The following is an 11,090-nucleotide window of genomic DNA, read 5'->3' as shown; positions in this document are numbered from 1 at the left end:
GATCAACTGAACAACTGAACCTGACACACCAGGGAGGCACGCCATGCCATTCCAGACCATTGCCGGTACCAGCGCCACCTACGCCCTGCTGGCGCTGGACGCCGCCGGCAACGAACGCAGCGACGACCCGGACGGGATCGCGGGACGGATGTCCGAGCGCTTGCTGGCGCAATGGCAAGCCGCCGCGCCCACCGATGTGTTCCTGTGGAGCCACGGCTGGCAGGGAGACCTGCCCGCGGCGCGCATCCAGTACGACCGCTGGATCGGCGCGTTCGCGCGCAGCACCGGCGACGAGCAGGCCATGCGCGCCCGGCACCCGGATTTCGCCATTGCCCATATCGGCGTGCACTGGCCCAGCCAGCCTTGGGGCGACGAGGAACTGGGCGACGGCGCCAGCTTTGCGCCGCTGGCCGGGCCGGGCGCCCAGGCCATGATCGACGCCTATGCGCAGCGCTTGGGCGATACGCCACAGGTACGCGCCGCGCTGGACGCCATCTTCGAAGCCGCGCGCACCCAGGCGGATGCCGTGACGCTGCCCGACTCGGTGCGCCAGGCCTACCTGCAACTCGACCAGGCCCTCGCGCTGGGCAGCGAGGGCCCGGGTGGCGACGCCGGCGCCGACCGCCTGCCCTTCGATCCCGCGGCGTCCTTCGCCGAAGCCAACCAGCTGGGCGCTGCGTTTGGCGGCCCGGTGCTGGGCGGGTTGCTGGCGCCGCTGCGGCAACTCTCGTTCTGGAGCATGAAAAAGCGCGGCCAGACCGTGGGCGAGTGCGGCGTGTTCCCTTTGCTCAACAGCATCGGCGACGCGCTGCCGGCGGCGCGTATCCACCTGATGGGCCACAGCTTTGGCGCCGTGGTCATGTCCGCCGCGCTGGGCGGCCCTGGCGGCACGGCCGCGCTGCGGCGCCCGGCTGCCTCCTGCGTGCTGGTGCAGGGCGCCATGTCGCTCTGGGCGTACGCGCCGGACATCCCGGTGCGCCCGGGCACGGCGGGCTACTGCCACCACTTGCTGCCGGATGGCAAGGTTAGCGGGCCGCTGGTGGTCACCCGCTCGCGGCACGACAGCGCGGTTGGCACGCTGTATCCCTGGGCGGCCGGCGTGGCGGGCCAGGTGGCGTTCGACGCCACGCAGTCATCCCCCACCGATCCCACCTATCCCACCTTTGGCGCCATCGGTGCGTTTGGCATCCAGGGCACCGACGCCGCCACGGACGCACCGATGCAACCGTATGACGGCAACTACGCCATGACGGCCGGCAAGGTGCTGAACATCGAAGCCAGTGACTACATCTGCAACGGCAGCGGCATCGCCGGCGCGCACAACGATATCGCCGGGCCGGAAGTCGCCCACCTGATCTGGCAAGCCGCGCTGGCCTGAGCACGAACCCAAGGAGCCCCGACCATGACCGACGACGCCATGCCCATGCCGCTCGGCATCCAGGCCGACACCGGATGCCCGCTCGCCAGCCTCGATGCACAGGCCATCGCCGGGTTCTCCGCGCGCGAGCACACCTTGCGCCGCGCACCGGAACGCGCCGCGGAGAAGGCCCGGCAGGCCGAGACCTATGCGGTGCTCGGCGATGTCGACGGCGCCAAGCTCGACGAGGCCGGCTGGGGCCTGCTGTTTCCCTCCGACGTGGATCCGGCGCCTTACCTGGACGCGCTCGCGCCGCTGATCGCCTGGCGGCACCGCGAGGCGGGACAGGTCACGGTATTCCAGGGCGCCGACGGCTGCCTGCCCGGCGAAAGCGCCGCCACCTGGCTCGCGCGGCACTGGGTCTCGCTCAACGTGGTCGACCCGGCGCTGGGCGTGCCCTACTACCTCGTGCTGGTCGGGCCGCCGGACAAGATCCCGTTCGCCTTCCAGTACACACTGGACCTGTACTGGGCGGTGGGACGGCTGGATTTTCCGCAACTGGCGGACTTTCGCAGCTATGCCGACAGCGTGACCGCCTACGAGACCATGGCCAGCGTGGCCGCGCGGCGCAGGATCGCGCTGTTTGCCACCTGCCTTGATTTCGATCGCGCCACCCAGTTGCTCACGCGGCAGCTGGCCACCCCGCTCAGCCAGGGCACTGCGCAAGCCAAGCCTCTGGGTGAGCGCCAGGGCTTTGCCATGCAGGCGCTGCTAGGCGAGGCCGCCACTAAAGCCGCGCTGACAGATGTACTGCGCGGCAAAGGACCGGACGGGCCACCCGCCCTGCTCTTCACCGGCTCCCACGGCATGGGTTTTCGCGCGGACGACGCGCGGCTTGCCGACACCCAGGGCGCGATCGTCTGCCAGGACTGGCCAGGCTATGGCGCGATCGGCCCCGAGCACTGGTTCGCCGCGCAGGATGTCCCCGACGACGCGCAGTGCCACGGCCTTATCCAGTTCTGCTTTGCCTGCTACGGTGCCGGCTGCCCGGACTTCGACAACTTCGGCCACGGCGGCAACGCCCCCACCCGGCTAGCGCCCGCGCCCTTCACCGCGCGCCTGCCGCAGCGGCTGCTGGCGCATCCGCATGGCGGCGCGCTGGCCGTGCTCGGGCACATCGACAGGGCGTGGGCCTACGGCTTCCAGTCCGAACGCGCCGACGCGCAAACCCAGGGGTTCCGCGACGTGATCGGCAGCCTGCTGCGTGGCGAGCGCGTTGGCCAGGCGACAGACCGCTTCAACATCCGCTGGGCCGCGCTGAGCACCGAACTGGCCGACTTGCTGCGGGACCGCAGCGCGGGCGCCGACGTCCCCGACGCCGACATCGCGCTGCGCTGGGTGGCACGGGACGATGCGCGCAACTACGTGGTGCTGGGGGACCCGGCGGTGCGGCTGAGGGTGAGGGACATGGCGTAACGGCGGGCGGGCATAACGCCGCGATGCTCGCCGGCGCCTACTCGGGCCGGATGTCCGCCGCCTTGGCGACTTTCCTCCAATGCTCCAGCTCGGACGCGATGAAGGTGGCGAACTCAGCCGGCTTCATCACCGCCGGCCGAGCGCCTTCCTTGAGCAGGAACGCCTTCATGTCCTGCGACTGGACGATCTTGCCGATCTCACCGTTGAGCTTGTCCACCAGGGCTTGCGGCGTGCCGGCGGGCGCCAGTATGCCCCACCAGAGATCGACGGAGCCGCCCGGCGCACTGCCGACGACAAGGCTGATCGGCTTGGAAGGGTAAGGAGCGGCTTGCGCGAAGCCCGGCGCGGGAAGGCAAAGGGTTGCCAACGCCGCCAGTACGAACCTGCTGCGCGTGGCCGCGCGTGATCGGTCAAATGAAAGCCGAGGGGTGACGAACATCTGGGCGAAGGTATCCCGGGGATTGCAATATGAATCCACTGTAGAGATCTCTACATGGTTGAAATGACCGCTACGCCTTCCTATCATGCCCTCCATGACCCGCTCTTCCGACTCCTGGCTCTTGCTGATCGTGAGCCTCCCGACATCAGGCGCCACCGCCCGCATGCGAATCTGGCGAGCCGTGAAATCGCTTGGGTGCGCGGCTTTGCGCGATGGCGCCTACCTGCTTCCCGCCGGCTCGTCACAAGCCGCGCAATTGCGCGAGCTGGCTGACGAGGCCTTGCAGCAGGATGGGCAAGCATGGTTGCTGGATGTCCAGGCCAATGCGTCCGATGACCCGGCAGCTTATCGGCAACTATTCGACCGCACTCGCGAATATGGCGAGCTGGAGAGCGCGCTAGCGGATGCGCGCAGGACCCTGTCCGCCTTGAGCGGAGCCGAGCTGGCCAGGCTGCTGCACCGGCACGAACGATCTCTGGAGGCCATTCGCGCCATCGATTTTTTTCCGAACGAAGCCTCACTGCGTGCTCAGGCGCAATGGAGAGATTTCGCCGGTACCATCGGCGCGATTCTGTCGCCGGGGGAACCCCATTGCGCCGCCGGCGCGATCGCCCGCCGCGACCGCGCCCAGTACCAAGGGCGCCTGTGGGCCACGCGCCGGCACCTGTGGGTGGACCGGGTCGCCAGTGCCTGGCTGATACTGCGCTTCATCGACCCGCACGCCCGCTTCCAGTGGCTGGAGAAGACCGCCGATTGCCCAGCGGATGCGCTGGGATTCGACTTCGACGGGGCGACCTTCACCCACGTTGGCGAACGCGTGTCATTCGAGGTCCTGATGGCAAGTTTCGGCCTGGATGAGGACCGGGCGCTGCGCCGCCTGGGCAAGATCGTGCATGCGCTGGACGTGGGCGGAAACCAGCAACCCGAGGCAAGCGGCTTCGAGGCCATCCTCGCCGGCGCACGCGAGCGGCTGCCCGACGATGACGCGCTGCTGGCTGAAGTCGGGCTGGCTCTCGATTCGCTTTACACCCACTTCACCACCAACCGCCGAGGCTGAGACGGGCCTCGCGGTCAATCGTCAATCAGGAACGCCCATGAATACGCAGGACGCCTCGCCACCTGGTCATCCCGGCTATACGCTCTGGCAACTCGTCCTCTATATGCTGCGGCTCGGTACGCTGGGCTTTGGCGGCCCGGTTGCGCTGGCCGGTTACATGCACCGCGATCTTGTCGAGCGGCGCGCGTGGATCACGGATGCGGACTACAAGGAAGGCATCGCGCTCGCGCAGCTGGCACCCGGGCCCATGGCAGCGCAACTCGCCATTTATCTCGGCTACGTGCACCATCGCATCGTGGGTGCCACGCTGGTCGGGGTCGCGTTCGTTCTGCCGTCTTTCCTGATGGTGATCGCGCTGGGCTGGGCATACCGCGAGTTCGGCGGCCTCACGTGGATGCAATCGGTGTTCTACGGCGTCGGCGCCGCCGTCATCGGCATCATCGCGATCAGCGCCTACAAGCTCACGAGGAAGAGCGTCGGCAAGGACAAGCTGCTTTGGGGGATCTACCTGGTGCTGGGCGCGGTGACGGTCATCACCGAATCCGAGATTGCGTGGTTGTTCGTGGCCGCGGGCGTGCTCTGCTGGTTCTGGCGCGCCCCGCCGGCCTGGTTCCGACAAGGCGGCCTCAATGCCCTCGCTGCCAGCCAGGTTCCTGCGGCCGGCGGCGTGTTCAGCACGCTGGATTGGCCGCTGCTGGCGCAGATTGCCGTGTTCTTTGCCAAGGCCGGCGCCTTCGTCTTTGGCTCAGGCCTTGCCATCGTGCCCTTCCTCTACGGCGGCGTAGTGACCGAGCACCATTGGCTCAACGACAAGCAATTTGTCGACGCCGTGGCGGTGGCGATGATCACGCCGGGTCCCGTAGTGATCACGGTCGGGTTCATCGGCTATCTCGTCGCCGGCTTTCCCGGCGCCTGCGTGGCGGCCCTGGGCACCTTCCTGCCGTGCTACCTGTTCACCGTCATCCCGGCGCCCTACTTCAAGCGGTATGGCAAGTTGCCCGCCATCGCCGCCTTCGTGGATGGCGTCACGGCAGCGGCCGTGGGAGCCATCACGGGTGCCGTGGTCGTCCTGGCCAAACGCTCGATCGTGGACGTACCCACCGCGTTGCTGGCGCTGGTCACGATCGCGCTGTTGTGGCGCTTCAAGAAGCTGCCCGAGCCCGTCATCGTGGCCGGTGCCGCACTGGTCGGCCTGATAGCCTACCCTTTGCTGCACATGGCGCGATAAACCGTCGATGGCCCAGCGAACATCGGCAATTCCCAAAGGAGCCTGCCATGCAGTGGATTACCCGCGAAAGGCCAAAGATTGACCGGATCGCCTGCCCCTGGCTGATCGCCAGGTTCATCGACGACGCGCCGGAATTTCTCTATGTGCCCGCCGGCGAGGTCCTGCAGACCGCTCGCCAGACCCGTGCGATTGCCTATGACATCCCCGACGTCGAGCTATCGCACGTTGGAGAGTTCTGCAGCTTTGACGCCTTTCTGGACAAGTACTGCCTGACGGACCCCGCCCTGCGGCATCTGGCCAGCATCGTGCGTGGCGCCGACACGTCGCGGCTCGATCTCACACCGCAATCGGCAGGGCTTTACGCCATCTCCCTGGGTCTGTCGCAGGTGTTCCCGGACGACCACGAAATGCTCCGCCACGGCATGGTGATGTACGACGCCCTGTATGCCTGGTGCCAACGTTGCCAGGCCGAGACGCATCGTTGGCCGCCGGAGATGCCGGCATGACGTGGCGCGCCGGCACGCGTCTTCAAGCCAGGTTGGCCCGCCGCAGCTTTGCCCTTAACGTCTCGATCTCGTCCAGCAGGTCGAGCACGATGGCCGCGCCCGCCACTCCAAGCTCCAGGTCGCGCGCGAGCCGCAGCGCCGTGCGGGCGCGCTTGAGCGTGGCGCCGTCGAAACGCCAGCGCGGCGCGTCCTCTCCGCGCGGCGTCAGCACGCCCTCCTCCACCAGCGCCACCACCTGTCCAATGTCGGCATGACAGGCCACACTCAGCTCCACCAGCGTGAACTGCACCTCTTCTTCGACAAGGACGCCATGCGGCATCGATATGCCTTGATCGCTCATCGCATCAAGCCTCCAGTGAACGGCGCGGGGAAAAACCGCTAAAGGTCTTGGCCATTTCCCGGTATGCGTCAGTGGCCTTTTCCGTGTCCGCGGGCGGCAAGACGATCGACAGCACCGCGTACAGGTCGCCGGGCGGCGTGCTGGGAAGGCCCTTGCCCTTGAGCCGCAGCTTGCGGCCCGCCGACGAGCCCGGTGGCACGCTGAGTTGCACGCTGCCGTCCGGCGTGGGTATGCCGACGCTGGTGCCCAAGGCGGCCTCCCATGGGGCCACCGGCAGGTCGAGGTAGACGTCGCGATCGACGACGCGGAACAGCGGGTGCGGCGCGATCTCGATTTCGAGATAGAGGTCGCCGGCGGGAGCATCTCCAAGTCCGGGGCCGCCCTGGCCTGCAAGCCGAAGATGCTGTCCACTGCGAATGCCCTTGGGAATATTGACTTCCAGCTGCCGCTCCTGCAATCGCACGTGCCCGCTGGCGTCTGCCTGGGGCGTGCGCAGCGTGATGGTGCGGCGCCCGCCCCGGTAGACGTCCTGCAGATCGATCTGCACCTTGGCATGGTGATCGCTCCCTGCCATGCGGGCGGCGCCTCGCCCGCCGCGAGACTGCGCATGCCTGGCGCCGAAGAGCGACTCGAAGAAATCGCTGCGATCCAGGTCTTGCTCGAAATCCGCCTCGCCGCCGCTGTATTCGAAGCCGCTATCCCATCCCGGCGGCGGAGTGAACTCGCGGCCGCTCTTGTACCGCGCGCCCACGTCGTCGTAAGCGGCGCGCTTCTCCTCGTCTTTCAGCGCCACGTACGCCTCGGCCACATCCTTGAAGCGGGCCTCCGCATCCGGTTCCTTGCTGACGTCCGGGTGATACTTGCGCGCCAGCTTGCGGTAGGCGCGCCTGATTTCATCCTGCGTGGCCGTGGGCTCCACCCCGAGCATCGCGTAGTAATCCTTGTACTCCATGAATGCCCCCGGCAACTGGCGTGCGGAACGCGCACGGCGCTTGGCGAATGATGCGCTTGACCTGCGGCTCTAAGTATAGGCAAAGGCACGGGCATGCGGTTCGATGCGGTTGGGCCTGCGCGCGCTGTCGGCACACGTATCCATAACGTGGCGTGCGCACCTGCGGAACCTGCTATGTTAGCGGCAAGCCAGCTACTGGAGGCATCGGTGAAAGATGTTGCATCCGCCCCGCAAGACGCTGAACAATCATGGCTGGGCAAGCTTGGCCCGGGCTTGATCACCGGAGCGGCGGACGACGATCCCAGCGGCATCGCCACCTATTCGCAGGCGGGCGCGCAGTTTGGCTTCAACATGTTGTGGACAGTGCTGCTCACCTATCCGCTGATGGTGGGCATCCAGGTGGTGAGCGCCAGGATCGGGCGGGTGAGCGGCCATGGGCTGGCCACCAATATCCGCAGGCATTACCCCGCGTGGCTCCTGTATGCCGTGGTGTTCGGCGCGATCTCGTTGCTGCTGCAGGTGTTCGTGCCCTACCGGCGCTATGTCCGCTTGCTGAAATGGCTCACGCTGGCCATGCTGGCCTACGTAGCCACGGCGTTTGTCGTGCATATCCCGTGGTCGCAGGTGCTGTCGAAGGCGCTGCTGCCGCATTTGGGCTGGCTCGCCACGCTGATGATGGCCTTGGCTGTCTGCGCGATGCTGGTGACCATGCGCGCCTGAGCCAGGCTTGAGCGGCGCCGGTATCCGTTACTCCTCGCTGGTCCACTCCACCTCGACACCAAGGCTGCGCAGGTTCTCGACGAAGCGCGGATGGGCCCGGCGGATGGGCGCGGCGTTGCGGATCTCCGAGCGGCCATCGATGCTCGCGGCCACCATGAGCAAGGCGATGGCCACGCGGATGATGTACGGGCTTTCCACCACCGCCGGCGTCAGGGGATTGCCACCAAAGGTGATGAGCCGGTGCGGGTCGGACGAGAACACATGGGCGCCGAACTTCGACAGCTCGCCGGTCCAGCCCAGCGCGCCGTCGTACACCTTGTTCCAGAACATGGCGTTGCCCTGCGCGCGCACGCCCAGCGCGATGAAGATAGGCAGCAGGTCAACCGGGAAGTAAGGCCACGGCGCGGCCTCGACCTTGGTCAGCACGTTGCTGGTAAACGGCGTCTGCACCTTCAGGGGGCCGGCGCTGGTGGCGCGGGACCAGCCATCTTCGTGGGTGATCTGCACGCCGAACTTGGCGAAGGTGCGGTCGATCAGCGGGAAATTCGCGGGCGCGCTGTTGCGCACCACGACATCGCCGCCGGTGATGGCGCCCAGCGCCAGGAAGGTGGTGATCTCGTGAAAATCCTCGTCGAAGGTAAAGTCGCCACCCTTGAGCTTGTTGCCGCCATGCACCGTCAGGCGCGAGGTGCCCATGCCTTCGATGCGCGCGCCCATCATTGCCATGAAGCGGCAGAACTCCTGCACATGGGGCTCCGATGCGGCATTGGTGAGCGTGGAAGTGCCACCCGCTGCGGCGGCACACAGCACGAAGTTCTCCGTGGTGGTGACCGATGCATAGTCAAGCCAGTGGTCGGTGGGTGTCAGCTGGCCGGCACTGCGCACCAGCAGCGATCCGTCGGCCCGCTCCACCTCGCCACCGAAGCGGCGGAAGACATCGACGTGCGGATCGATCTCGCGCACGCCAAGCGTGCAGCCCTTGACGTTGTCCTCCAGCCGGGCCACGCCGAAGCGGGCGAGCAGCGGCGGCACCAGCATGATGGACGAGCGCATCTCTTCCGGCAGGCGATGGCGGGCCGCGTCGAACACGGTCTCCTGATGGTGCAGCGACAGCGTGCCGCTTGCGTCATCCATATGCACCTTGCTGCCCAAAGCGCGAAAGATGTCGAGAATCTTGCGCACATCGGTGATGTCGGGCACGCCATGCAGGCGCAAGGGCTCATCGGTCAGAAGCGTGGCGCAGAGCACAGGAAGCACTGCATTCTTGTTGGCGGAAGGGGTAATACGCCCCCGGAGCGGCTTGCCGCCGTGCACGATGAGATTGGACATGGAATGGGATATTGCGAGACGAGCCCGGACAGGATGGAACAACGCCCAGCATTGTACTTGCATGCCAAGGGCAAGGATGCCGCCCTGGCAGCACTCACAGATGACGTTCTCGAAAAATGACCAGGTTGGAGAAGCTGCCACAGTGAAAAGCCTTCACGTGTTTCTTATCCTGGCAAAGCGGTTTGACAAGGCCTGCGCCAGTGCCACTAGTGCGCCAGCAGCGGCTGGCCGGACGTGCTCGCCAGACCGGCGGGTTGCTGGTTCTGCGGGTCGCGTTCGCCCGGTTGCTCGATATGGCCACGGGCGCGGGGCTTGGCCTGCTGTCTGGCATCAGGCCCGGCGTTCTCAACTGTCATCGTCGATCTCCTGTGTTGTGAGGGCCACGGACTCCCTGGGCAATGGGACGGCGTCCTGCAAGCGGCGCGCCTGGGGCCCTTGGCGCCGCGATATCATGGCGGGTGCACAAACGCGTGGAGCGACAATGCAAATTGACTGGACGACGATCCGTCGGGGCAATGCCGATGCGCCGCCTGGGCAGGCACCGGGCAGCATCAGCCGCCGCGCGTTCCTGGCGTCAGGTGCTGCACTGGCGCTAGCCGCCTGTGCACAGGGACGCTTTGCCGGCGACACCCAGCCGCAGGGTTCAGCCGGCACCAAGGCCGCAAAAGACGCTAACAACGTCAAAGACGCCTCCGCCTGGAAGCCCTCCCCCACCGCGCTGGTCATCGACATGCACAGCCATGCCGGCCGCGTGATCGTGTCGCGCGATCCCGCCATCGGCGCGGACCGGCCCTTCCTTGCGCTGGCCGCGCCGATGCGCGCGGGCGGCGTGAACGTCATCTGCCTGGCGATCGTGACGGATACCATCGTCACGCGTGTGTCCGCCGATCGCAAGCGCTTCGAAGCCTGGCGAACCCCGTCCGAAGGCGAGCTCTACGCGCTTGGCGTGGCCGAATTCGCGCGTGCACACAAGCTGGTGGAGCGTGAGCAGATGCAAGTGGTGACCGATGCGGCTACGCTGGCCACGCGGGCGCCAGCCGGGCCGTGCGTGATCATCGCGTCGGAGGGCGCGGACTTTCTGGAGGGCAGGCTGGAGCGCGTGGACGAAGCGTACGGCATGCACCAGCTGCGGCACCTGCAGCTCACGCACTACCGCGTCAACGAGCTGGGCGACATCCAGACGGAGGCGCCGGTACACGGGGGCCTGACGGATTTCGGCGCGGATGTGGTGCGGCGCTGCAATGCCTTGGGCATCGTCGTCGATGTCGCGCACGGCACCTATGACCTGGTCAAGCGCGCCGCTGCCATCTCCACCAAGCCGCTGGTGATTTCGCACTCCGCGCTGGCGACGCGCCCCAGCCTGCGCAGCCGACTGATCACGCCCGATCACGCGCGCGTGATCGCGGGCACCGGTGGCGTGATCGGGGTCTGGCCCAGCGCGGGCACCTTCCGCGACCTGCCTGCCATGGCGCTAGGCATCAAGCGCATGGCCGACGTGGTTGGCGTGGATCATGTGGGCGTGGGAACGGACATGCTCGGCTTCATCTCGCCGCCGGTGCTCCGGACCTACGATCAGTTGCCCTCGCTGGCAGACGCGCTGCTAGCGGCAGGCTTCACGCAAGAGGAAACCGGCAAGGTGCTCGGCGGCAATTACCGCCGGGTGTTCGAAGCGTCCGTGGGGTAGCG

The 11,090-nt window shown here is 67.0% G+C and carries 11 protein-coding genes and 1 pseudogene; 7 read left to right on the top strand and 5 right to left on the bottom strand.

Going from position 1 to position 11,090, the window contains the following annotated elements; all coding sequences use genetic code 11:
• The first annotated feature begins 43 nt into the window (after positions 1-43).
• Positions 44-1,378 (top strand): hypothetical protein, encoded by a 1,335-nt coding sequence (locus tag F7R26_RS22605; protein ID WP_150984358.1) that lies wholly within the window; start codon positions 44-46, stop codon positions 1,376-1,378.
• A gap of 24 nt (positions 1,379-1,402) precedes the next feature.
• Complete coding sequence (locus tag F7R26_RS22600) at positions 1,403-2,833, top strand: C25 family cysteine peptidase (protein ID WP_150984359.1); 1,431 nt, start codon at positions 1,403-1,405, stop codon at positions 2,831-2,833.
• 37 nt (positions 2,834-2,870) lie between these two features.
• On the opposite strand, the gene F7R26_RS22595 is transcribed toward F7R26_RS22600, so the two are convergent.
• Positions 2,871-3,272: a tripartite tricarboxylate transporter substrate-binding protein gene (locus F7R26_RS22595; RefSeq protein WP_241754687.1), complete on the bottom strand. Its 402-nt coding sequence runs from the start codon at positions 3,270-3,272 to the stop codon at positions 2,871-2,873.
• Between the two features lie 94 nt (positions 3,273-3,366).
• On the opposite strand from F7R26_RS22595, the gene F7R26_RS22590 reads away from it, so the two are divergent.
• The 3 genes from F7R26_RS22590 to F7R26_RS22580 are packed head-to-tail and all read left to right on the top strand — an operon-like array spanning position 3,367 to position 6,063.
• Positions 3,367-4,329, top strand: a complete 963-nt coding sequence (locus F7R26_RS22590) for a chromate resistance protein ChrB domain-containing protein (RefSeq protein ID WP_150984361.1) — start codon at positions 3,367-3,369, stop codon at positions 4,327-4,329.
• Positions 4,330-4,366: 37 nt separating this feature from the next.
• On the top strand, positions 4,367-5,557 hold the full coding sequence (locus F7R26_RS22585; RefSeq protein ID WP_150984362.1) for a chromate transporter: 1,191 nt from the start codon (positions 4,367-4,369) through the stop codon (positions 5,555-5,557).
• Between the two features lie 47 nt (positions 5,558-5,604).
• Complete coding sequence (locus tag F7R26_RS22580; protein WP_150984363.1) at positions 5,605-6,063, top strand: chromate resistance protein ChrB domain-containing protein; 459 nt, start codon at positions 5,605-5,607, stop codon at positions 6,061-6,063.
• 22 nt (positions 6,064-6,085) lie between these two features.
• Here the strand turns inward: F7R26_RS22580 and F7R26_RS22575 are convergent, their stop codons facing one another.
• Complete coding sequence (locus F7R26_RS22575; protein ID WP_150984364.1) at positions 6,086-6,403, bottom strand: chaperone modulator CbpM; 318 nt, start codon at positions 6,401-6,403, stop codon at positions 6,086-6,088.
• 4 nt (positions 6,404-6,407) lie between these two features.
• Positions 6,408-7,355, bottom strand: coding sequence for a DnaJ C-terminal domain-containing protein (locus F7R26_RS22570; RefSeq protein ID WP_150984365.1), 948 nt, complete (start codon positions 7,353-7,355; stop codon positions 6,408-6,410).
• A gap of 174 nt (positions 7,356-7,529) precedes the next feature.
• On the opposite strand from F7R26_RS22570, the pseudogene F7R26_RS22565 reads away from it, so the two are divergent.
• Positions 7,530-8,015, top strand: a pseudogene (locus tag F7R26_RS22565) (NRAMP family divalent metal transporter); the annotation flags it as partial.
• An 87-nt stretch (positions 8,016-8,102) separates the two neighbouring features.
• On the opposite strand, the gene F7R26_RS22560 reads toward F7R26_RS22565, so the two are convergent.
• Positions 8,103-9,404: a UDP-N-acetylglucosamine 1-carboxyvinyltransferase gene (locus tag F7R26_RS22560; RefSeq protein ID WP_150984366.1), complete on the bottom strand. Its 1,302-nt coding sequence runs from the start codon at positions 9,402-9,404 to the stop codon at positions 8,103-8,105.
• A gap of 206 nt (positions 9,405-9,610) precedes the next feature.
• Positions 9,611-9,760 (bottom strand): hypothetical protein, encoded by a 150-nt coding sequence (locus F7R26_RS22555; RefSeq protein ID WP_170301756.1) that lies wholly within the window; start codon positions 9,758-9,760, stop codon positions 9,611-9,613.
• 125 nt (positions 9,761-9,885) lie between these two features.
• Between F7R26_RS22555 and F7R26_RS22550 the strand changes: the two genes are divergently transcribed.
• Entirely contained in the window at positions 9,886-11,088 is a 1,203-nt protein-coding gene (locus F7R26_RS22550) for a dipeptidase (RefSeq protein ID WP_150984367.1), read from the top strand.
• Positions 11,089-11,090: the final 2 nt, after the last annotated feature.

Origin of the sequence: Cupriavidus basilensis (assembly GCF_008801925.2) — a bacterium.
Classification (GTDB): Bacteria; Pseudomonadota; Gammaproteobacteria; order Burkholderiales; family Burkholderiaceae; genus Cupriavidus; species Cupriavidus basilensis.
The sequence above is the reverse complement of the archived record's forward strand: the minus strand, read 5'-3'. Positions and strand labels throughout refer to the sequence as shown.

Excerpts from the sequence above, each read along its gene's own strand:
- F7R26_RS22605 (WP_150984358.1), top strand. The coding sequence starts at position 44 with ATGCCATTCCAGACCATTGCCGGTACCAGCGCCACCTACGCCCTGCTG.
- F7R26_RS22600 (WP_150984359.1), top strand. The coding sequence starts at position 1,403 with ATGACCGACGACGCCATGCCCATGCCGCTCGGCATCCAGGCCGACACC.
- F7R26_RS22595 (WP_241754687.1), bottom strand. The coding sequence starts at position 3,272 with ATGTTCGTCACCCCTCGGCTTTCATTTGACCGATCACGCGCGGCCACG.
- F7R26_RS22590 (WP_150984361.1), top strand. The coding sequence starts at position 3,367 with ATGACCCGCTCTTCCGACTCCTGGCTCTTGCTGATCGTGAGCCTCCCG.
- F7R26_RS22585 (WP_150984362.1), top strand. The coding sequence starts at position 4,367 with ATGAATACGCAGGACGCCTCGCCACCTGGTCATCCCGGCTATACGCTC.
- F7R26_RS22580 (WP_150984363.1), top strand. The coding sequence starts at position 5,605 with ATGCAGTGGATTACCCGCGAAAGGCCAAAGATTGACCGGATCGCCTGC.
- F7R26_RS22575 (WP_150984364.1), bottom strand. The coding sequence starts at position 6,403 with ATGAGCGATCAAGGCATATCGATGCCGCATGGCGTCCTTGTCGAAGAA.
- F7R26_RS22570 (WP_150984365.1), bottom strand. The coding sequence starts at position 7,355 with ATGGAGTACAAGGATTACTACGCGATGCTCGGGGTGGAGCCCACGGCC.
- F7R26_RS22560 (WP_150984366.1), bottom strand. The coding sequence starts at position 9,404 with ATGTCCAATCTCATCGTGCACGGCGGCAAGCCGCTCCGGGGGCGTATT.
- F7R26_RS22555 (WP_170301756.1), bottom strand. The coding sequence starts at position 9,760 with ATGACAGTTGAGAACGCCGGGCCTGATGCCAGACAGCAGGCCAAGCCC.
- F7R26_RS22550 (WP_150984367.1), top strand. The coding sequence starts at position 9,886 with ATGCAAATTGACTGGACGACGATCCGTCGGGGCAATGCCGATGCGCCG.